Origin of the sequence: Priestia sp. 40, from assembly GCF_049368575.1 — a bacterium.
GTDB lineage: Bacteria > Bacillota > Bacilli > Bacillales > Bacillaceae_H > Priestia > Priestia zanthoxyli.
Window position 1 is genome coordinate 64,964 of sequence record NZ_JBMPZA010000008.1, and the last position, 21,773, is coordinate 86,736.

The 21,773-nt window shown below is 39.4% G+C and carries 22 protein-coding genes; 4 read left to right on the forward strand and 18 right to left on the reverse strand.

The window, feature by feature from the left end; all coding sequences use genetic code 11:
* Nucleotides 1-20 precede the first annotated feature (20 nt).
* The 12 genes from ACO1DI_RS12100 to ACO1DI_RS12155 all read right to left on the reverse strand — a co-directional run bounded on the left by ACO1DI_RS12100 (nucleotide 21) and on the right by ACO1DI_RS12155 (nucleotide 13,648).
* Nucleotides 21-1,112, reverse strand: a complete 1,092-nt coding sequence (locus ACO1DI_RS12100) for a toxic anion resistance protein (RefSeq protein ID WP_140450978.1) — start codon at nucleotides 1,110-1,112, stop codon at nucleotides 21-23.
* Nucleotides 1,113-1,130: 18 nt separating this feature from the next.
* The gene (locus ACO1DI_RS12105; protein ID WP_423145287.1) at nucleotides 1,131-2,747 is read right to left on the reverse strand and encodes a YceG family protein; all 1,617 of its coding nucleotides are present in this window, start codon (nucleotides 2,745-2,747) and stop codon (nucleotides 1,131-1,133) included.
* Between the two features lie 94 nt (nucleotides 2,748-2,841).
* Complete coding sequence (locus tag ACO1DI_RS12110) at nucleotides 2,842-3,420, reverse strand: TerD family protein (RefSeq protein ID WP_013057395.1); 579 nt, start codon at nucleotides 3,418-3,420, stop codon at nucleotides 2,842-2,844.
* A 35-nt stretch (nucleotides 3,421-3,455) separates the two neighbouring features.
* Nucleotides 3,456-4,034 carry a TerD family protein gene (locus ACO1DI_RS12115; protein WP_025751616.1) on the reverse strand — a complete coding sequence of 193 codons (579 nt, stop codon included), beginning with the start codon at nucleotides 4,032-4,034 and terminating at the stop codon, nucleotides 3,456-3,458.
* 24 nt (nucleotides 4,035-4,058) lie between these two features.
* On the reverse strand, nucleotides 4,059-4,658 hold the full coding sequence (locus tag ACO1DI_RS12120; RefSeq protein WP_423145288.1) for a TerD family protein: 600 nt from the start codon (nucleotides 4,656-4,658) through the stop codon (nucleotides 4,059-4,061).
* 288 nt (nucleotides 4,659-4,946) lie between these two features.
* The gene (locus tag ACO1DI_RS12125) at nucleotides 4,947-8,585 is read right to left on the reverse strand and encodes a multifunctional 2',3'-cyclic-nucleotide 2'-phosphodiesterase/3'-nucleotidase/5'-nucleotidase (protein ID WP_423145289.1); all 3,639 of its coding nucleotides are present in this window, start codon (nucleotides 8,583-8,585) and stop codon (nucleotides 4,947-4,949) included.
* Between the two features lie 624 nt (nucleotides 8,586-9,209).
* Nucleotides 9,210-9,656 carry a DUF6376 family protein gene (locus tag ACO1DI_RS12130; RefSeq protein ID WP_098999551.1) on the reverse strand — a complete coding sequence of 149 codons (447 nt, stop codon included), beginning with the start codon at nucleotides 9,654-9,656 and terminating at the stop codon, nucleotides 9,210-9,212.
* On the reverse strand, nucleotides 9,657-9,920 hold the full coding sequence (locus tag ACO1DI_RS12135) for a hypothetical protein (RefSeq protein WP_423145290.1): 264 nt from the start codon (nucleotides 9,918-9,920) through the stop codon (nucleotides 9,657-9,659).
* A 133-nt stretch (nucleotides 9,921-10,053) separates the two neighbouring features.
* Nucleotides 10,054-11,034, reverse strand: a complete 981-nt coding sequence (locus tag ACO1DI_RS12140) for an ABC transporter permease (protein WP_014459751.1) — start codon at nucleotides 11,032-11,034, stop codon at nucleotides 10,054-10,056.
* The gene (locus ACO1DI_RS12145; RefSeq protein WP_014459750.1) at nucleotides 11,027-11,938 is read right to left on the reverse strand and encodes an ABC transporter ATP-binding protein; all 912 of its coding nucleotides are present in this window, start codon (nucleotides 11,936-11,938) and stop codon (nucleotides 11,027-11,029) included. The genes ACO1DI_RS12140 and ACO1DI_RS12145 overlap by 8 nt, the downstream gene beginning before the upstream one ends.
* 13 nt (nucleotides 11,939-11,951) lie before the next feature.
* Nucleotides 11,952-12,746 carry a GDSL-type esterase/lipase family protein gene (locus ACO1DI_RS12150; RefSeq protein ID WP_014459749.1) on the reverse strand — a complete coding sequence of 265 codons (795 nt, stop codon included), beginning with the start codon at nucleotides 12,744-12,746 and terminating at the stop codon, nucleotides 11,952-11,954.
* A gap of 23 nt (nucleotides 12,747-12,769) precedes the next feature.
* A complete protein-coding gene (locus ACO1DI_RS12155) occupies nucleotides 12,770-13,648 on the reverse strand; it encodes an NAD(P)-dependent oxidoreductase (protein WP_423145291.1) in 879 nt (292 codons plus the stop codon).
* Between the two features lie 345 nt (nucleotides 13,649-13,993).
* On the opposite strand from ACO1DI_RS12155, the gene ACO1DI_RS12160 reads away from it, so the two are divergent.
* The gene (locus tag ACO1DI_RS12160) at nucleotides 13,994-14,194 is read left to right on the forward strand and encodes a cold-shock protein (RefSeq protein WP_013057405.1); all 201 of its coding nucleotides are present in this window, start codon (nucleotides 13,994-13,996) and stop codon (nucleotides 14,192-14,194) included.
* 204 nt (nucleotides 14,195-14,398) lie between these two features.
* Here the strand turns inward: ACO1DI_RS12160 and ACO1DI_RS12165 are convergent, their stop codons facing one another.
* Together ACO1DI_RS12165 and ACO1DI_RS12170 are read right to left on the reverse strand one after the other, a co-directional pair.
* Entirely contained in the window at nucleotides 14,399-15,832 is a 1,434-nt protein-coding gene (locus ACO1DI_RS12165; protein WP_116740407.1) for a PLP-dependent aminotransferase family protein, read from the reverse strand.
* A gap of 300 nt (nucleotides 15,833-16,132) precedes the next feature.
* Complete coding sequence (locus ACO1DI_RS12170) at nucleotides 16,133-17,833, reverse strand: pyruvate oxidase (RefSeq protein ID WP_140450984.1); 1,701 nt, start codon at nucleotides 17,831-17,833, stop codon at nucleotides 16,133-16,135.
* A gap of 282 nt (nucleotides 17,834-18,115) precedes the next feature.
* On the opposite strand from ACO1DI_RS12170, the gene ACO1DI_RS12175 reads away from it, so the two are divergent.
* On the forward strand, nucleotides 18,116-18,316 hold the full coding sequence (locus tag ACO1DI_RS12175) for a cold-shock protein (protein WP_013057408.1): 201 nt from the start codon (nucleotides 18,116-18,118) through the stop codon (nucleotides 18,314-18,316).
* Nucleotides 18,317-18,511: 195 nt separating this feature from the next.
* On the opposite strand, the gene ACO1DI_RS12180 is transcribed toward ACO1DI_RS12175, so the two are convergent.
* On the reverse strand, nucleotides 18,512-18,649 hold the full coding sequence (locus ACO1DI_RS12180) for a YjcZ family sporulation protein (protein WP_098113090.1): 138 nt from the start codon (nucleotides 18,647-18,649) through the stop codon (nucleotides 18,512-18,514).
* Nucleotides 18,650-18,915: 266 nt separating this feature from the next.
* Here ACO1DI_RS12180 and ACO1DI_RS12185 point away from each other — a divergent pair, with 266 nt between their 5' ends.
* The gene (locus ACO1DI_RS12185; RefSeq protein WP_014459745.1) at nucleotides 18,916-19,152 is read left to right on the forward strand and encodes a hypothetical protein; all 237 of its coding nucleotides are present in this window, start codon (nucleotides 18,916-18,918) and stop codon (nucleotides 19,150-19,152) included.
* A 29-nt stretch (nucleotides 19,153-19,181) separates the two neighbouring features.
* Here the strand turns inward: ACO1DI_RS12185 and ACO1DI_RS12190 are convergent, their stop codons facing one another.
* Nucleotides 19,182-19,454: a hypothetical protein gene (locus tag ACO1DI_RS12190; RefSeq protein WP_033579235.1), complete on the reverse strand. Its 273-nt coding sequence runs from the start codon at nucleotides 19,452-19,454 to the stop codon at nucleotides 19,182-19,184.
* Nucleotides 19,455-19,596: 142 nt separating this feature from the next.
* Nucleotides 19,597-19,794, reverse strand: coding sequence for a hypothetical protein (locus ACO1DI_RS12195; protein WP_014459743.1), 198 nt, complete (start codon nucleotides 19,792-19,794; stop codon nucleotides 19,597-19,599).
* Between the two features lie 308 nt (nucleotides 19,795-20,102).
* On the opposite strand from ACO1DI_RS12195, the gene ACO1DI_RS12200 reads away from it, so the two are divergent.
* Entirely contained in the window at nucleotides 20,103-20,885 is a 783-nt protein-coding gene (locus ACO1DI_RS12200) for an SDR family oxidoreductase (RefSeq protein WP_014459742.1), read from the forward strand.
* A 16-nt stretch (nucleotides 20,886-20,901) separates the two neighbouring features.
* Here the strand turns inward: ACO1DI_RS12200 and ACO1DI_RS12205 are convergent, their stop codons facing one another.
* A complete protein-coding gene (locus tag ACO1DI_RS12205) occupies nucleotides 20,902-21,678 on the reverse strand; it encodes an SDR family oxidoreductase (RefSeq protein WP_014459741.1) in 777 nt (258 codons plus the stop codon).
* Between the last annotated feature and the right edge of the window lie 95 nt (nucleotides 21,679-21,773).

Genomic DNA, 21,773 nt, shown 5'->3' on the forward strand with positions numbered 1-21,773 from the left:
TAAAGATTCCCGCTTTTTCGTTACATCTTATGTTCAAGCGCTTTGAAGTTTTCTTGAAATTGCTCCAAGCGAACAAGTCCTTCTTCACGAAGGCGTTTATTTTCTTCTTCGATTGCTTTTGTTTCCTGCATTCCTTTCATAATAATATTCCACGTTTGTTCCATCGTTTCTACTTTTACGCTGGGCGCACCCGACATTTTGGCGATTTTAACGCTTTGCTGTGAAATATTTTCTGCATTTCGAATGAGCAGCTCATTTGTGCGTTTGTCTAATTCGTTCATCGACTCAGCTACTAAATTTTGACGTTTTGCTGCGATTGCGTTAATAAGTCCATTTTTAAAAATAGGAATCGTTGTAATAAACGCCGAATTGATTTTTCCGATCAGCTTTGTATTTCCTCGCTGCAGCATACGGATTTGAGGAGCGGATTGATAAGATACTTGTTTTGCCATTTCTAAGTCATATAATCGCTGCTCCATTAGCTCAACTGCGTTTTTTAAAGTTTGAAGCTCCATTGCCGCCAGCTGATTTCCACTCGACGCTCTTTCTTCAAGCACCTTTAGCTCTTGTTTTAACTCTTCTACTTTCACTTCGCCCGCTACAATGTATTTTTCAAGCTCCATATAATACTGATAGTTTTGCTCGTAAAGCTGTTCAAGCGTTGTGGTCGAATGCTTCATTTCCGTTTCATATTTTGTAATCTCTACATATACTTTATCAATTTCAGAGCCCATTGTTTCATATTTTTGAAACAGCTTATCCACTATTTTTTGACCGCGTTTAAAAAGCTTAGAGAAAAACCCTTTATCTTCAACAAAATCCTTTGCATCAAATTTATCCATAATCTTTCCAAGCTGCTTTAATAATTGACTGGACTCTTCCATACTAGACGATTTAATTGTACTAAGTACTTTTCCAGAAAACGAGGAAATTTCATTAGCTGTTTCTTTCCCGTATTCAAGCAGAGACAGCTGATTTTTATAATCAATTTGTTCTGCTAAGCGACGTACTTCCGGTTCTTCTCGCAGTTTTGCTTTTACTTCGTTAGGCTTTGTTTCTAAAACTTCTTCGGCTTCGTTTACATCTAAAGGCTGTAATTCATTTGTTGCCATTTAAAAACCCTTCTTTCTTTAAAAGATTCGTTTTAACCATTTTTGAATGAGCGACGGCTCTTTGAATTCTTCATTAAAGCTAATATCTTCTAGCCAGTGCATATCGAAATACTTTTCTTCGACGAACGCTTCTATATCCAGTTGACCGGTTGGATTAAAGAGAACAATATCAACGCCGAATTCATTTAATAGAAGCAGTAAAGCTGCATCTTCACGCGTAAACGCTTCTCGTTCATTTCCATGATAAATAATGAGACGGGGTACATGCTGCGTATAATCAAACTTTTGAAGCATGCGAAGCACGTTGTTTGGAAGCTTCAAAGACTGATTAAACAAGTACATTTGATGCTGATACGCATCTTCATGATCTAACCGAAGAAGCTTTGGATGTGCACAGTATCTAGAAATGGCTGCAGCTAGCCCTTGCTGAAGCCCGATAGGCAGTTCTTTATAGCGCCACCAGTTGCTTTCAATCATTTTATCAGGACTGAGCGTCCCATCACTTCCGAGAGCTCCTTGATAGTGAAAATGATTATTCCCCTCTATCTTTTTGGCAAAAGGAACAGAATCAATCGTCAGAGCTAACTCATTTTCCGTTTGCATGAGCTCATGCACTTTACTCCAGTACTCTTTTCGGTTTTTAGAGATGCCAAGCACTTTTGAAAACAGAACCGGCACGTGTACATATGGCTTTGACACTTCAAAATTAGGACGAATAAAGGCCCGTTCTCTCATTAATAAAAAGATTTCATCATACGTCGTTTTGAGAGTGACTGAAGTTGGAAAATACGAACGAAATTGCCAAGGTTTATACAGCATGGACTCCTCTGAATGAAGCACTTGCTCAATTTCTTGAGAAGCTCGAAATGCTACCGTACCTTTTCGAACCGGTTTATCCGTTGGAAAAGGTACAAGAGAGCTAGTAGAAGGAAACGTATAAACCGTTGTTAAGTGCTGATTCTTATCTACTTCTTTTAAATTATCCTTTCCTTCTGGATGAAAGGTAAGGACGTCAAAACCTAGTAAAATTAAATAATGGAGAAAATACTGCTCGCTTTTATTCGCATCCCCATACCACATGATGCGAGGCGCGTGCTCAGGAAATGCTTTATCGACCATCCAAGGTTTTACATGATTCCACTGCCACTTTATTAAATCGATTAATACGCGTTGAAAATGCCCGTCCATAAAGCCCTCTGCGTGCTGTTCTTTAAAACGCGTTAACGTTTCAATAAATTTTTCACGTACTCTTCTATGTATAGCGGGATTTTCTGACTTCACGATCAGCTTTTTTCCTTCTAAAAAAGCAAATAGCCGATTGACAGAAAGGCCGTGCTCTTCTTGATTAATTTTAAGGATCGTTTGTACTTCTTTTAATCTATCATTAGAAATGGACTTATCAAGCTTATCTTGCAAGACAATAATTGATGGTGATGAATGCGCAAGTTCATAAAGAAAATCTGCGTACTCGTCCTCATCAAGATGAGTGCCTAAATATCTGCCTGCCACTTGTTTATAGGTAGTTTGCTGCTCATTTTGTATAAAGTCACCTCGCAGAGAAACATCTTTAGAAAAAAGAGAAGTTCCATCCTGCTCGTTAAGATTAATCATATGAGGATCAATTAATTTACTCACACCTTACAACTCCTTTCTTTTCAGACATATACATGCTAAAAAGAAAGGGTACTCGTTAAAGCACCCTTTCTTTTTCATTTATCCCGCGTCTTTTTTATACGGATAGTCCGTAGTTGCGGCAAAGATCGGCCAATCCGCCAGAAAAACCGCTGCCAATGGCATTAAATTTCCAGTCGTTTCCGTGCTTGTATAGCTCACACACCACAACAGCTGTTTCGATTGAAAAATCTTCGCCTAAATCATAACGAAGCACTTCTTCATTTGTTTCGGCGTCAATGAGACGAACAAACGCGTTGGATACTTGTCCAAAGTTTTGTCCGCGTGCATCCGCGTCGTGAATCGTGACGCTAATTCCGATTTTTTCAACATGGTCAGGAAGAAGAGAAAAATCAACAGCTATTTGCTCATCGTCTCCATCTCCTGCACCTGTACGATTGTCACCGGTATGCTCCACAGCTCCGTTTGGACTTTTTAAATTGTTGTAAAAAACAAACTCCTCGTCATTTACAACTTGGCTTGATTTATTGGCTAAAAATGCACATGCATCTAAATCGAAATCTTGAGATCCAGCATATTTATTTGTATCCCACCCAAGACCTACTATTACTTTTGTTAAACCTGGGTTCGTTTTGGTTAGGTCAATGCGCTGACCTTTTGATAAAGAAATTGACATAAAAACATCCTCCGTACATTTTCTTACTTTAATGATTAGGCGTTTAAACCAAAGTCGTTTACAAGTGCCGCTAAGCCGCCTTGATAGCCGCTGCCAATAGCATTAAACTTCCATTCTCCGCCGTGTCGGTACAGCTCGCCTACCACGACTGCTGTTTCAATAGAGAAGTCTTCACCTAAATCATAACGAATTAACTCTTCGTCATTTGTTGCATTTAAAATACGAACGTAGGCGTTGCTTACTTGGCCAAAGTTTTGACCGCGTGCTTCCCCTTCATGGATCGTAATGGTAAACGCAATACGTTCAATAGATTGAGGCACATTTTTCAAATCTACTTGAACCTGCTCATCGTCTCCTTCACCTACGCCTGTACGGTTATCTCCGGTATGCTCAACCGCTCCGTTTGCACCCGTCGTATTATTGTAAAAAATAAAATCAGATTCTGAAGCACATTTTCCTGCGCCGTTTAATAAAAAAACAGATGAATCTAGATCAAAATCGTTTCCACCGTCATACTTATTTACATCCCATCCAAGACCTACTACTACGTTTGTTAATCCTGGATTTGTTTTTGTTAAATCTACTTTTTGTCCTTTTGAAAGATTAATAGCCATTTCGTTTCCCTCTTTTCAAGTTGTTTATTTTGTATATTTATTTGCAATTTCAGCCAATCCAGTATCTCTCGTTGCATCTCCAGTTGCTGAAAACTTCCACTCTTTTCCGTCTCGATAAATTTCACCTGCAAATAAAGCTGTTGCTCCTGAATGGTCTTCAGATAGATTAAAGTGTACAAGCTCTTCGTTTTTAGCACTGTCCACAACGCGAATAAACGCATTTTTAATCATACCGAAATCTTGGTTTCGCTCAACACACTGATAGATGTTGACTACAAACACAAGTTTATGTACGTTTCCAGGAACATTTTTTAAATTAACAAAAATTTGTTCATCGTCCCCTTCACCTGCTCCGGTAAGATTATCGCCTGAATGCTTGACGCTCCCACAGTTACTATGACGATTCCCAAAATACACAACGGCTGAGTTACTTACAACAAGCTTATCGTTTGAATTGAGCATAAGCACAGACGCATCACAGTCGATATTTGGTCCGCTTCCTCCGAAACCAAAAAAGCTGCGTTTTTTTACAGGATCCCATCCTAATCCAACTGTAATAGAAGATAGGCCTTCTCTTCCTTTTGTTAAATCAATTTTTTGACCTTTTTGTAGATTAATAGCCACGTTTATTTACTCCTTTACTGTAACGCACACATTCTTTTTCAGACTCTATATAGCTCTATATCATAGCGCAAATAAATGAAAAAATAGTGAAATCTTTTATACCACTTTTAACGTTTACGTAAATCTTCTTTCCATGGAAAGAATACCACAATCTGGTGATTGTTTCAAAAATTAAGCGGGCTGTTGTGACATAAATTAGTTGATTTAAAGTTTAAAAGGTAAGTCAGCCTACTAAAAAAAGACTGTCTCTAAACCGGAAATCCGGGTTATGAGACAGTCTTTTTTGGCTTATTGAGCTATTTTCAAAGCAGGCTCTTGCTGTTCAGCTGTTTTAGCAGCTGCCACGTTTTGAATACGTCCTTCTGCTTTGTATTCAAACGGGCTATTAAGTGTTTTAATATAGTTTACCGTTGCTTGTAAATCTTCTGGTCCCACTTCCATATCTGAAGAAAGTGCGCCAATCCCGTATTTTTCATTTCCATACATATAGTTATTGACTACTACTGTATATTCTTTTTCTTTGTCAATTTTACTTCCATCTGGAAGCGTGATATCAACTACTTTATTCGTGCTTCCATCCCACGTATAGTTAAAGCCTGCAATATGGAAATCTAGTCCAGATGATGTAATTTGATTGTTTAACACCGTTTCTAAATCCGCTCCGCTTAGCTTTACTTTATTTAAGACGTTGCCAAACGGCTGAATCGCAAACAAATCACCGTATGTCACGTCACCAGCATCAAGCTGTGAACGAACGCCTCCGCCATTCATTAACGCAAAGTCAGCTTTCATTTCTGCTTTCATACCGTCAGCAATTAAGTTTCCAAGCGCGATATCGCCCGTTGCTCCGCTAGATGGATAACCTTTTGCTAGAGCAGTAGATGAATTTCCAACAACTTCTGCTTTAATAGGTGCTGCTAAGTCTTCATACTTTCTCATAATGCTTGAAACTTCAGGATCTGGCGTATAGTCTTTTTGATAAACGGTCACAATTTTTGCATCTTTTTTCACGATGTCACCCGTATTATCGATTTCAACGTCTACGTCAGAAAACGCTGAACCGTATGAATAAGCTTGAACGATTAGTTTGTTATCTACTACTTTGTTGTTGTATACGTGATTGTGAGCTGAAAAGATCACGTCAACTTCATCATCAATTTTTTTAGCGATATCGGCTGCATCAAATTCGGTAGACGTTCCATTTTGATTAGATGGATTATGAGCAAGTACAACAATTGCTTTAATACCCTTCTTTTTCAACTCTGCCGTATATTTATCAATTGCTTCTGCTTCGTCCGTAATTTTTAAGTTTTCATTTCCTTTACGAACAATCATGCTTGGCGTTTCTTGTGTTACAACGCCGATGAATCCAATTTTCTTGCCGCCTACTTCTTTTATCGCGTAAGGTTCTGTAATTAATTTATCAGTTGAAGTATCATAAGCATTTGCCGCTACTACTGGGAAATTCATGCCGTCGTATCCTTTTGTGCCTTTTGGATGGTCTCCGCCTTCAATCATACGATGAAGCTCAGCAATGCCTTCGTCAAATTCATGATTTCCAAGCGTGCCTACATCAAATCCAAGTGATTCCATTACTTCAACCGTTGGCTCATCTTGAAACAGCGCTGAAACTAACGGGCTTCCGCCAATCATGTCTCCTGCATGAACTAAAAGCGTATTCGGATTTTCAGCTTCTTGTTTACGAATAGCCGCTGCTGTATACTTCATATTTCCAGCTAACAACGATTGGCCATTTGACGTAATTTTTGTATCTGTATCGAGCTGACCGTGCAGGTCGTTCATGCCTAAAAGCTGTACCTTTGTATTATCTTTTGGTTCACCGTTTAGGTTGATTTTGTAAATGCCAAATCCTTTGTCATCCGTTTTATTTGTATACGTAATGTTACTTCCTTCAGTTAAATAGCTTTCTCCGCGCGGTGAGCTTGTGAACGTCACGTTAGCCGTTCCGTTAATTGGTGCAATAGACCAGTTATCGTCAGCTGTAGGCGTAATTTCTTTTTGCTCGGTGATGTAGTCCATTAGAATTTGACGGTTTTCATCAGCTGAATCCACCACAAGCTCGCTTCCTTTTAGACCTGGGAAGTTTCCGCCTCCACCAGCTCGGTAGTTATTTGTCACAACGATAAACTCTTGATTCGGGTCAACTGGTTTACCGTTATACGTTAAGTTAACAACTCGGCTTGAATCTGCGTGAATCACGTTTCCATTCACATCGTATTTTGCTGGTTTTGTGACGTCAATTTGATATTGAACGCCGTCAATGACGTCGAAGTTATAAACAGGGAAGCTTGGGTTTAATAATTCCTGCTCTTCTGTTTTATTCGGTGTAATTTGATTAAATTTACCGGCAGACATATCGATCCAGTCTTTTACAACAGAACCTTTTACTTTGACAGCTTTCAACGTGTTGTCATATAGATACAAATCGCCTGCGCTTCGAATCGTTAAGTCACCTTTTTTAATTTCCGTATATTCATCTACGCCGTTTCTTCCTGCTTTAAAAGGTGCTCCCACTGATAAAATCGGAAGGTCTTTATATTCCGGCTTGTTTTGAGAAACGTATTTTTCCACGTAGTCTTTTTGTGCATTTGTTACAACTTGAATAGATGGATCATCTTTTACAAGAGAAAAATAGCTGTGAATATCATCCGTCGTTTTACCGATTGGCGTGTTCACATATTTAACCGTTGCATCGTGATCTTTTTGAACTGCTTTAACAACACCTTTATCCGGTTCTACCGTACTTTGCGTAACCGTTTTCCCTGACGCATCTTTTACGTCTTTATACGTTTCACGCGTGGACAATTGAGAGCTTACTACTTTCCATTTTCCTTTTTCTTCTTTTAACGTTAAGTCAATTAAGCCAAGTGATCCTCCGCCGTAACCTGCTTGGACAGCCGGAACGCCGTTGATTGTTCCTTTTGCATTATCGACGCCAGGAAGAGGCTTTTTATCTGCTCCGAGGAACAAACCGTCTAGCGCAGCTTCCGTTTTAGCAGGGAAGACTTTATGCGTGTGTGAAAACGTAATAGCATCAATGCCTTTTACTTCACTTAATGAGTAAATCACATCTTCCGTGTTTTGCTTATTGCTGCTAAACCCAGAGTGAGCCATCGCGACAACTACGTCCGCACCTTTTTTCTTCATTTCTGGAATATACTTGTTGGCTGTTTCTACAATACCTTTAGTAATGACTTTTCCGTCAAGGTTTGCTTTGTCCCAATCGTTAATTTGAGGCGGCACAAAGCCAATGAAACCGACTTTAATCGTTCGTTTTTTACCGTTTTCATCAACGACTTTTTTATTCATAATTTTATAAGGCGTAAATTTATTTTTGTCATTTTTCGGGTTGCTGTCATGATCGTCAACATAGACATTGGCATTTATGTAAGGGAAGTTCGCATCGTTGTACGCTTCTTTTAGAAAGTCTAATCCGTAGTTGAACTCATGATTTCCAAGCGTTGCAATATCATAATCTAGCTGATTCATCGCTTTAAATACAGGATGAACTTCGCCTTTTTTCAGCGGATTAATCTTGGCTTTATACGTTCCTAGAGGCGTTCCTTGAATGAGGTCTCCGTTATCTACTAATAAGCTATTTTTTACTTCTTTTCGAGCATTTTTGATTAAAGTAGCCGTTTTAGCTAAACCTACTTTTTCATAAGAAGCGTCTTTGAAATAATCATAGTTTAATAGATTCGTATGAACATCGGTTGTTTCCATCAGGCGTATGTTCACAAGCGCATCTTTTTTATTGTGGCCTTGATGCTTGCTTTGCTGTGAGCTTTGTCCAGGGTGACGCTCTTCTGCTCCTGCCTGTGTAGTTAGAAGCGGCATTGATAATAAAGAAAGTGCCAGTGATGTAGTTAGTATTTTCTTCGTTTTGCTGCGTTTGTTCTTTTTCATCTACCATTCACCTTTCAAGTAAGTTATCATCGCTATAAATCTAGCAACTGTTCAAAAATAGTATAGCAGAAAAGATTTATAAAGGATGTAAATTTTTTGATTTTTTAGTAAACCATTTGTATGCGTTTTATTAACTTTTTGTAAACCGAAAAAATTTTTTTAGTTTCTCTCTTTAAAATAAAGGACTATAGTTTTTATTAATTGGATGAACCCTCCTTTTTAAATGAGTCTTATTACCTAATACATCGACGTTCCCACGTTCTCTTTTCATTCAAAAAAAATTTATTTCAAGCGGTGTGTATATATGTACTATACATAGGATATGAAAAGCAGACATTAAGTTTGTCAAAGTTTCTAACAAAATTTCGTAGATATAAAAAAGAAAGAGAAGGTTTTGTCTTCTAATAAATAGATATATTTATATAATTTTACATTTATAATAGGAAAACGAGGTTGAGTCATAAGACATAGCTACATCAACCCAATCTAAATCATCTATACACATGAAACCTACGTTCACCCTACAAATAAAAAAATCCGAACGAAGTTGATTCTCCATCAAGAATCGTGATTCATCGTTCGGATTTTCTTCAGCTAACACACTTTTGTCCCAGGTTCGTTTTTTTACTGACCTAATTCTTTAATTTGTTTCATAATACTTGATACATCTTGAATTGATTGAAACAATTCACTGTTTTTTAGTGCTTCTGGATTAAAGCTGCCATCCTTTATATTGGCTTCATACGCTTCAATTCCACTAATGATTTTTTCGTTTTGCTGAACAAGCTGATCGTGCACATCAGAAGCGATGTCAGGAGCTTTGGTTTGATTAAATTCTTCAGCTTTCCCTTTCATTTCCTGCAGCTTTTGCTCGAGCTTTTTTATTGCCTCATCGTCATTAACAGCTTTTTCCGCTAGAGGCGGTATTTCTTCAGCAAACTTTTGGGCTTCACTCACGTAATCTTTTGCATCGTTTGCGTAGTTCAGCGTACTGCTTGTATCTTCAAGAAAAGAACAGCCGCTGACCATCAAAAGAACAGCAGTTGATATGACTAGCATCCATTTTTTCACTTAGCACTCAACCTTTCTTGTTTTCTTTTCTGCTATCTTCTTTTCGATTTTCGTTTCTTTAACTCTTTCATAATAATGGGTACAGCTTTTTTTATTCCTTTTTTTACAGCGGGGCTTTTTAACAGTCTCGATAGTTTTGACATTTTTAAGCTCCTCTCTTCTTTTGAAATAACAAAAAACACCTTTACCACATGTGGTAAAGGTGTTTGTATCCAGACCTTTACCAATGGCAACATTGGCAAAGGTCTCGCTAACAATTTGCATTGTCAATAAAGCCGGAGATAATAATCTCGAAATGACGACTTTACTGCAAGAGCTACTCCCCTTTGAGCAAAACAGCATTTTTTGTTAACACAATCATAACGTATGTTCCTGATTATCGTCAACTTATATGGAATTAGTACACATCTTTTTTGGTAAATACCAGAAACGACACGAGCAGCCCGGCAAGCCCCCAAATGGTTAAAACACCTAAGGAAAATCCTAGTGTCATTCCTTCAGTCGGAGGAGCTGTGCCTTGCAGGTAAGAAGTTAAATTTAAATTGACCATAAACAAGTACTTGGCTGAATTCCACGAAGAAACCATACTGCTTAAAATCGTACCTGCAATCAAACAAGCAAGCATCACACCCATACCAGCAGCCGTACTTTTAATTAAAACGGACAGCATAAAAGCAAGCGTTCCAACCACCAGGGATACAAACCAAGCAAGGCCAAATTCCATTAAAATATATCTCCACTGCGAAATTAAATGAACGTCCGCTGTATTCAAATCATTGCCCTGCACGCTAAATCCCGTAAGAATAGGCGCTGTCCAGCCTTTAAATCCAAATACAACGCCAGAAATGAGATACGACAAAACGCCAAACATTAAAATTAAAAACGAGACGGACATGACGAGCGTGATGTATTTACTAAGCAGGATTTTCCACCGTTTCACAGGCCTCGTCAACAGTACCTTGATGGATCCCAAGCTGTATTCTGAAGACACTAAATCCGCTGCAATAATCATAATCATTAGCGGCAGCAAAAGCTGAATGGCGTTTTCAATGAACCCTCGCACAAACGTTGGGGCTCCTGGTTCCGAAGGATTAATATCGTTATCTAAGTAATACTGCTGCTGCGCCACGCGAATTTCAAGCTGCTTGCGCCAATCATCTGAAATTTGGCTTCCGCTCAGCCGGTTTTGCGTATCGATAATTTCTTGCTGCAGCGTACTGCGCCAATCGGTCGTTCCTAGCTTTTCTTGAAGGCGCTGCGTTTCGCGAAGCTGAGCATAGGTGAACATGGAAATCAAAACGCCCATAATAAGGGTAACGATTAACAGGCGCTTTTTTCGAACGAGCTTGATCATTTCATTTTGAACCAAACTAATCAATCGATTCGCCTCCTGTCATTTCGATAAATAAATCTTCAAGAGTTGGAAGCTTTCGATTCATTTCTTTTACCGTTACTCCTGCTTGAATGAGCTGTTTGTTCCACTCTCCCACTTCCGCTTCTTCATAAAACGTCGTAACATATTCTCCCTGCACTTGCACAAAGTCCGTCACTTGTTTTAAGACGTCTATTCCCGCAGGCTGCGGATCTAGCTTCCACAGTAATCGCTCTTGCTGAGTTAACAGGGTCTTCACCGATTCTGTGTGAATAACTTCTCCTTTTGCAATAATCGCTACTCGGTCACACATCAGCTGAATCTCACTCAGCAAATGACTCGATACTAAGACGCTTAGTCCTTCACTTTCAGCTAAAAAGCGAATGAATTTACGCATATCCCGAATTCCAGAGGGATCGAGTCCGTTCGTTGGCTCATCTAAAATGAGCACTTTGGGTTTTCCGAGAAGCGCTTGCGCAATTCCTAAACGCTGCCTCATGCCTAACGAATACGTGCGAACTAAGTCGTGGATACGCTCTTGTAAGCCAACTAATGCCACAACTTCATGAATGCGTTCTTCCGTCATAGAAGGAATCATACGTGAAAAGTGCTGCAGATTTTCCCAGCCGCTTAAGTATGGATACAGCTCAGGATTTTCAACAATACAGCCGATATGCTCCATCGCTTTTGTAAACTGCTTCGATACGCTGTATCCACAGATAGAAATCGAACCAGCCGTCGGGCGAATCAAGCCTACAAGCATTCGGATCGTTGTTGTTTTACCAGCTCCATTTGGCCCTAAAAAACCAAATACTTCGCCTCTTTTTAGTTCAAAATCAATATTTTTGATGATTTCACGTTTTCCTATTACTTTTCTCAGTCCTTTTACTGAAAGTGTTACTTCACTCATATCATTCCCTCCCTTACCACGTAATAAGCGATGCTACACGCTCGGCGATCAGCTTATAGCCTTTTGCATTCGGATGAAACTTATCAGTATATAAGTAGTCATCTACCTTTAGCTGAAACAAATCAAAGGTCGGAACAAAAACAGTTTGCTTATAATTAGCGCTTAATTCACTGCTTTTATAATTCCATTCTCGTACAATAGCCGTTGTCGTTTCTGCATCTTGCAGGTTACTAAACGGATTATATAAACCAATTAAAAAAATCGTTGCGTCTTTATTTGCCGAACGGATGCTTTTTAAGATGCTGTCTACGTTTTTTAAATAGTCATTTTCTAGCTTTTGAATATTGTTTTTATTTAAGTTCTGCAGCGTTTGTCCGCCTTGAAATAAGTCATTTCCTCCAATCGTAATCAACACGGTATCTGCAGACTTAATCTGCCGCTGAATTTGCTGCTGCTTTACTTGACTTGCCAGCTGCGAAGACGTTTGACCTTTTATTCCAAAGTTACTTAAGAGGATTTTTTTCTTCGTTTTTTCTTCAAGATTATCTTTTAAATACCCAACATATCCTTTCCCCGCTGCGTCTCCTGTTCCTCTTGTCAGTGAATCTCCTAAAGCAACAATCGTATAATTTTTGGTACTTTTGTTACTGCTGCTTGTTTCTTGCTTCGGCTTTGGCATTTCTTTTACAGTAGCTTTTGAGGCGCTAACGTAATCATAAATAGACATTCCAAGCCCTGCTGCAAACAGCAGACACGAAATAATCGAAATAAAGGATACGATCCATACCCACTTTCCTTTCGCTTTCACTGGCTGCACTCCTTTTCGTCTTTTTAGTTATCTTTTTTTAGAGCTTCAACTGTTTTTAGTAACGCCGACCAGTCTAAATGACCCCAGCCATTTTCAATTCCTTGTTCATAATGACCTTTCACAAGCTCTCCTAACGGAAGCGGCGCGGACACTTTTTTGGCTGCATCAATAGCCAAGTTTACATCTTTTAGTCCAAGCTCCAGCTTGAATCCGGCTGGATCAAAGTCTCTTTTAGCAATTAAATTGCCGTAATTTTTATACACAGGAGATGCAAATAAGCTGTTAACCACTTCAAGAAACTGCTCCGCTTCCATGCCATACTGCTCTACCATGACTACTGCTTCAGAAATGGCTTCTAACATCGATACTAATAAAAAATTATTGCCCAGCTTAGCTACATTTGATAAGTAAGGCTCGTCTCCTACAGTAAAAATAGTTTGACCAATCGCTTCAAACAGCAGCCAAACGTGCTCTCTTGCTTCTTTATTACCTGCCACTATTACTTTGAGAGCCGCAGCTGCTGCTGCGTCAGGGCGACCTAAAACAGTCGCTGCAACAAAATGCTGTCCTGATGCAGCATGTGCGCTTGTTAATTTTTCGGACAAATCTACGCTAATGGTACTCACAGAAACGTGAATACCGCCTTCTTGGAGGCCTGCAAGTATACCGTCTTGTGACATCGTTACTTCTTCTAAAGCCTCGTCATTGGAAAGAATCGTAAAGACAAGATTCGCTTCTTGTGCTGCTTGAGCAGGTGTCTCTACAACCTTTGCTCCTTTTTTCACAAGACTTTCCGCCTTTGAAGCAGTTCGGTTATAAATCACAAGTTCATGACCCGCTTTTATCATATTTTCCGCCATCGGTAATCCCATATTTCCTAAACCAATTAAACCTACCTTCATCTTTACCACTCCATTTCAGCGCTCAGTATGTACATTTATACTTGTTTTCTACCTTTAGAAAAACCATATTTTCATTATTATATAACTACAGTAAAAGCGAATACAAAGAATAGCCTTTCTAAAATGTTCAAAATGTGACATTTTTTAGACGTGCCTTATGAAAAACTTGTCAAAAAAATACGGATAGTTTTTAAATAAAGCGCTTGCAAGCATAGGAAATTTCTGCTAAGATGTAAGAGAATTATTTTTGTTCGGTGGGGATGTATGAGTATTGTCACTTTTCGTCTTTAGATTTGAGCAAGAATAGTACCACAATGTGCGAGTCCGCACGAGGAGGCAACAATTATGGAACAAGGTAAAGTAAAATGGTTTAACGCAGAAAAAGGTTTTGGATTCATCGAGCGCGAAGGTGGAGACGATGTATTCGTACACTTCTCAGCAATCCAAAGCGAAGGCTTCAAATCTTTAGACGAAGGTCAAGCTGTAACATTTGACGTAGAACAAGGTCAACGCGGACCTCAAGCTGCTAACGTTCAAAAAGCATAAGAAACACAACATATCAGAAACAGATCCTTTAAAGGATCTGTTTTTTTGTGTACAAACATAAAAAAGCCCTGTTTTTCAACAGGGCCAGTCGGTACAAATACAGAAGTAAAGTTAATGGTACTCTTAGTATAGCACAAGATCATAACAATCTATACGAAATAATAAAATAAAACTTTCATCCGGCACGTTTAGCTAGGTTTATAGCTATTCCAAACACTCTAGGGCGCTCGCAAATCGTTTAATTCCTTCTCGAATAACCTCTTCTTCCCCTCTGCCGAACGTAAAGCGAATAGCTCCGCTTTGAGAACTCAGCACGCTTCCTGGGACAAAGGCTACTCCTTTTTTAAGCGATTCTTCCAATAGACGATAGTCATCGACCGGCTGATTTACTTTGCACCATAAGTGAATACCGCCTTGAGGCGAATCGAAAGATACTTTTGATCCAAGCAATTCGTTCAGACTCGACGACAGGGCATACTCTTGCTTTTTGAGCTCTTGTCTAAGCTTTTCAATATGAGAAGAAAACGTAGGAGAATCTAAGAATTGATAAGCGATCCACTGCGGAAAGATGCTGTGACCAAAGTCAATTTGCTGCTTAGCATCTGCCAGGCGCTGAATCACTTGCTCCGGACCCACTATCCAGCCAATTCGAAGGCCTGATGCAACAATTTTAGAAAGCGAGCTGATATAGAGGACATTTCCGTTCTCGTCCATCGATTTCAGCGTTTGATGTACATTGCCATCAAATGCCGTGAGTGAATAAGGATCATCTTCAATAAGCGGAATGCCGTATTCTGAAGAAAGCTCTAAAAACCGCTTTCGGCGCGCTTCTGATAACACAATACCGGTCGGATTTTGATAGTACGGATTTAAAAAAACCATTCGAATGCGATGCTTTTTATGTAATTCTACTAAGTCGTCCGGGTTGGCTCCATTTTTATCTACAGGCAGTAAAAACGTTCGTAGACCTGCTGATTGAAAAAGTGGCAGTGAATAGCTATAGGACGGATCTTCAATCGCTACTGCATCCCCTGGTTTTAACAAGCACTGCACAATTAAATGAAGTGCTTGCTGTGCACCTGATGTAATTAGAATAGAATTAGAATCCGTGGAGATTTTCCGGTACTCATGAACATGAGCAGCAATAGCGTCGCGCAAACGTTCATTGCCGTGGGGATGATCATAGCCTAAATGTTCATTAAAAGGCATGCCCGCTAATATTTGCTGAAAATCTTCGCTTGGAAATAAGCTAGGAGCTAACTCTCCGCTGGCTAAGTTCACAAAATCTGTTCGCAAAGCCTCGCTTCTGATTCGCTGTACGAGCGGCAAATTAGGCAGAAATGAACCGTCTTCTACATATCTCCCCCAGTTTGGAATACGTTTTCGGGAAATCCCCCAGATGCTCGAACTAACTCGCGTGCCGCTTCCTTTTTTACGTTCTACGATTCCAAGTGCCTGCAGCTCTTCATAAGCAGCTACTACCGTACTCCTGTTCACGTTTAGCTCAGCGGCAAGCGTTCGTTCTGATGGCAGCATAGAATCCGGCGGAAACGCTCCCGATGAAATACAGCTTTCAATATATTCTGCAATTTGTTTATAAATCGCTTTTTTGCTAGCGCGATCTGGTTTCCAGTTCATGCGGCGTCAGTCCTTACATTTAAACTTTCTTATTAGTAGTTTATCTCTTATCTTTCTTATCTTAAAGCAGTTTTATGAAAAAAGACCATCCAATTCGGTATTTTTTTACTCATCCACTTTACAAAAAATATGATATCACTACTTTTCATTTGCTAGCACTTAAGTTTACATAATAATTTTATTGTTAATTAAATTATATTCACCATCACAATAAAAAATCCGAACGAAGTTGATTCTCCATTAAGAATCTCGGTTCATCGTTCGGATCTTTACTAAAATACTTTTGTCACAGCCTCTTTTTTATAGAGGAGGTAAATCTAGCTTGCCTTCTTGAAACAATTCTTTCACCATGTGCTTGGCATACCCTGTTGCTTGCCCTAGCGTAATCTTTGCTGGCATAGGCGCTTCATTTGCATCGACGATTACATCGATAATGCACGGTTTATTCTGTCTAACTGCACTTTCAAAAGCCGGAAGCAGCTCGTCTTCCTTTTCTACTCGGTAGCCAACACCTCCGCAGATATCTGCATACCTAGCAAAATTCGGGTTTGTTAAATCCGTCCCAAATTCAGCATTTCCCATTACTTCTTGTTCAAATTTAATCATGCCGATTTTATGATTATTAAATAGCACTACGACTAGCGGAAGATTGTATTTAACGGCTGTAATAAAATCTGCCATTGTCATCGCGAAGCCGCCGTCTCCACATATCGCAAACACCTGCTTCTCGGGATAAGCAATTTTTCCAGCAATTGCGCCCGGTAGCCCGCAGCCGAGAGTTGCTAGCCAGCTTGAAATTACAAACTGCTGATTTGTCATACGAAAATGACGCGCCATCCATACTGTGACGTTTCCTACATCTACAGACAAGACCGCGTTATCATCCGCTACGTGCTGAAGCGCTCGAATCACTCGCTGAGGCTTGATAGGTACACTTTCTTTGGCTTCTTGGGTATCAAGCTGATTCCACCACTTTTTCATACGTTCTTGACTTTGCTCTAAAAACTGGCGATGCTCTGAGCGGCCCACGTTTTCTAAAAACCACTGAACCGTTGCTTTCGCTTCTCCTGCAAGCCCTGCATCTACAGGATATCTTTTGCCAATTTGTGCAGGATCAATATCAATATGAATCGTTTTTGCATGGTCTGGCAAAAAGCCTGTAAACGGATAGGACGTCCCAATCATGATAAGCGTATCCGCTTCTTGCATCGCTTCATACGCTGGCTTTGTCCCGATTAATCCAAGTCCTCCAAGACAATATGGATGCTCATCCGGTATTGCGCCTTTTCCAGGAAGCGTAAGGACAATAGGTGCTGCGATTTTTTCTGCAAATGCAAGCAGCTCTTCTCTCATTTCATGTGTGCCTCGACCGGCTAGGATAACCGGACTTTCCGCTTTACCAATCAAATCTTTTGCTTTTTCAAGATCTTCTCTATGGGGGAAAATGTCTTGCTTGACAATGATGCTTGATGTTTCTCGTGCTTCTGATCCAACTTCAAAACGAGGAATATCATCGGGAATGGTTAACACAGCCACACCTTTTTTAGCATAAGCTGTTCGAATCGCTTGATTAACAACAGTCGGAAGCTGCTCAGCGGACATGACTCGCTGGTTATATACAGCCACGTCATCGAACATTCTCTCTAAATTAATTTCTTGAAACGCATCGCTGCCGATGAGATCTGATTCTACTTGCCCCGTAAGTGCTAAAACGGGCGCTTTGTCTAATTTGGCATCATATAAGCCATTTAGTAAATGAATTGCTCCCGGTCCGGCAATAGCCGTACATACACCGATTTTACCCGTTAGCTTTGCATATGCAGCCGCTGCGAGAGCTCCTGCTTCTTCATGCCTCACTTGAATAAACTTAATTTTATCTTGGGCTTTGCGAAGCGGTTCAATAATTGAGTTAATGGAGTCTCCCGGCATGCCGTAAATATGATCAACGCCCCATTCAATTAGCAGTTCAATCAGTTTTTCTCCAGCTTTTTGTTTAAACATATGACTACCCCTTTCTTCTTATATATAGAGATAGTGTGACCTGATACGCTCTTTCTTACTTATTTTCAGTCGTATAATTTTCGTTTTCTTTCGTTAAAGGAAGACAACATCTTCGTTAAATTTTCTTCATTCCTTGCAATTATCATTATCTTTTGCTATTCTATAAGAAGAATTATTTTTGTTCGGCAACAATCGATAGGTGAATACTTTCGTCTTAAAGATTTTGATCATGAGCAAGGATAGTAATACAATGTGTGCATAGCACACGAGGAGGCAACATTCATGGAAAAAGGTACAGTAAAATGGTTTAACGCAGAAAAAGGTTTCGGATTTATCGAGCGCGAAAACGGCGACGATGTATTCGTACATTTCTCAGCAATCCAAAGCGAAGGATTCAAATCTTTAGACGAAGGTCAAGCTGTAACATTCGACGTTGAAGAAGGTCAACGCGGACCTCAAGCTGCTAACGTTCAAAAAGCATAAGTAGTAAAAAGACTCTGATTTCAGTCAGAGTCTTTTTTTATGTAGAGCTACGCATAAATTTTTTTAACATGTAGTTTGTACACGTTATTATAAATAGTAAACTAAAAGAGTCTCTTCATTCCGAAGAGACCTTTTGTGGAAGAAATAGTTGAAGAAATAAAGTGTGGATGTTGCGTCGTCCTCATTTTTTAATAATTAGCACCAGCCGCCGCCGAAGCAAGAAGCGCCGATGATGATTAATAAGATGAAAAGTACAATGATTAAAGCGAAACCGCCGCCGCAGCCACCACCGCTATAACCACAACCGTATCCGTAACCTCCGTAGTATCCCATGTGTTTCACCTCCATTTGCTATACTTTAAGATATGTGGATTTAGTTAAATTGCTCCTAATAATTCCATAGAACTTTTGAAAATGTTTGTCATACACTAAAATACTGAGCTTCTCAAACAAGTTCCACAAAGTGATAAAATATCTGATTTTATGGGCATTTACTCCTCTTTTCTGTACCTTTTAAAAATGTAATCGCTCCCTTTTTCATGAATGTACACCCCGCTGAATACCTTTAGTTATGTACACTCACACAGGAGGGATTCAATATGTTAACACTCGAAATTTCAAAGCAAATCGTTAAAAACGTCTACCCTATTGTCTTATCGAATCGCAGTAAAATCTTTCAAGAGGAAGTGAGCGTCGCCGCCTTGCAAGACTACTTTGGTCTTGATCATGCCTTTAGCGTGTATGCAGCTGCCACCATTATTTATCAGCTAGAAGCTGACGGATATGTATCCAAACCTCTGAAGCGCAGCGAATACAAGCGAATTTTGCTCAAATAAAAACAAGCATCCCCGCAAGGATGCTTGTCTTATTTATAGCTATACCTGTCGAATAATTGCTCGACTCTTTTGTGATAGTCCGCAAGGTAATCAGAGAGCTCCGTTTTGCTCAAATTATTGGCCTGCTCCTCAAATAGTGACAGCAGCGAAATTTTAATCATTTCCATTTCCGTTTCCGAACGATTTTCATTTCGCAAATCTTTTCTTAAATTCCACAGGCTTTGCTCCATTTCATGCTTTAATTGTTCTAGTGAGTGTGGTTCTTCAGATCCGGCACGAATGTCTTTTTTAAATCCACTCATCTTATCACTCCTCGCATTTGCACCTGCTAGATAGTATCTAATGTATACTATACCATAAATAGCTATACGAGGCTTAAGCATGCATTTTAAGCAATTGGTCACAAAATAAAAAACATCTCTTTGGATGTCTTTACGTTACTTTTTATCTTACTTCGTCTTCTTCACCTTTTACATATTTAAAAAATGAATCAATCATTTCATTTAAAAAATCATTTCGATCTTCAAAATTCATAATTTCTAAAAACTCCACAATATCCTTATCTAAGCTAATAGAAGCGGGAACATAAGCAGCTGCTTCCCTTCTTTGCGGGAATGGAATCACATTATCTTTCTTCTTCATAAAACACCGTCCTTTTTCTGTGCTTTACTAGTGTAAGCTTTCAAGGAACGATTTGCAAGTCCCTCTGATGTAAAATTTTATATAAACATTCTTCTGAAAAGACAGAGTATATCTTTAGCTACTCAAGTAAGCCTATTTGAGATTAGCCTTTTTCGTGTTCTGGCGTCATATTAATAATTCGCCGCTGTTTTCTCTTTTCCTTTTGGCATCTTTTAGCAAATTTAAACACAAATAGTTTAAAAGAGGTTTTTATTTCCTTCTTATAGGTTAAAGAAAGGAAACAACATTTTTATATGGAGGGGTTACAAATGATTGCATTAACTGGAAAAGTTGCGCTTGTGACGGGAGCGGCATCTGGAATTGGACGGGCTTCAGCCATTACCTTAGCTGAACAAGGAGCGCGCGTTGCTCTTTTAGACTTAGAGGAAGAAAAACTACACGAAGTAAAAGAGACCATCATGGCGAGTGGCGGAGAGTGTATAGCCATTAAAACAGACGTATCTGACTCTGAAAGTATAAAAGAAAGTATCGAAACGATTAGCAGCTTATGGAGTCAATTACATATTGTTTCTATTAACGCAGGCATCAACGGTACGTTTTCTTCTATTGAAGAACTATCACCAGAAGATTGGACAAAAACAATTGATACAAATTTAACGAGTACTTTTTTAACCGTGAAGCATTCTATTCCTTATTTGAAAGCTCAGGGAGGAAGCGTTATTATTACTAGCTCGATTAACGGCAACCGTACCTTTTCAAACATCGGCATGAGCGCATACAGTTCCTCAAAGGCTGGCCAAATGGCCTTCGGCAAAATGGCAGCTCTTGAACTTTCTACATACGGAATACGCGTTAACGTTATTTGTCCAGGAGCAGTTGATACAAATATTGAAAGCAATACATTCCGTCAAGAAGACAAATTAAAAGAAGTCGCGATTCCAATTGAATATCCAAATGGCAATCAACCGCTTGCTAAACGCTCGGCTAAGCCTGAAGAAGTAGCAGATTTAATTTCCTTTTTAGCTTCTGACGCGTCCAAACATATTACCGGAAGTGAAATGTTTATTGACGGCGGAGAATCGCTGCTGTAACGTACAAGCCCCTGCATTATCTGCCAGGGGCTTGTTTTTTGCTTTTATGAACAACGTCTACTCCACCCGAAGCGGATATAATACTGCCTGTAATCATATCTGAGTTTTCATCACAAAGAAACTCAATAATACGCGCAATGTCTTCTCCTGTCCCTGATCGACCGACAGGCGTTGCTTTGTCTTCTAGTAATCTTGCTTTTATAATATCACTTTCTTTCATGTCTCCTACAATATCTCCGGGGCAGACCATATTGGCCGTAATCCCGTATTCCGCTACTTCTAGAGCAAGCGATTTGGTCAGAGAAGCTAGCCCTGACTTAGCGGCACTAAAAGCCGCGCGGTACATCCATCCAGGGGTATGCTCTACATCTTGAAAGCCGTATGTAATAATCCGTCCAAACTGCTGGTTTTTCATAATAGGAACAACAGCTTTGACAAAGTGAAAAACAGAGCTTAAATTCCCTTCCACCATTTCATACCATTCACTGTCTGTGTACTCTATTAATTTCTTTCTTTCAAATACATACGGACCTGCATTATTAATTAAAACATCAATACGTCCAAACCGCTCCATAGCCTGCGCAACGACATGTTCAATATCTTCTTTATTTGTTATGTCTCCTTCTATAAACTGTACGTTATCACTATATTGATGCCATTCTTCTTGCAGTTCTCGCACTTTATTTTTATCACTGCGAAAATGGACGGTAACGGAATACTGCTTTTTTAGAAACTGTTCTGTTACTTTTTTGCCGATACCTTTATGACCTGCTGTAATTAATGCATGTTTCATCGACCTTCACCTCTTTTACTCTACTTCTCTACTATATATATTAGACAGCTTCTTGATTTCTCCTTTACTAACGGAAAAAAGCCCTTGACGAAAGG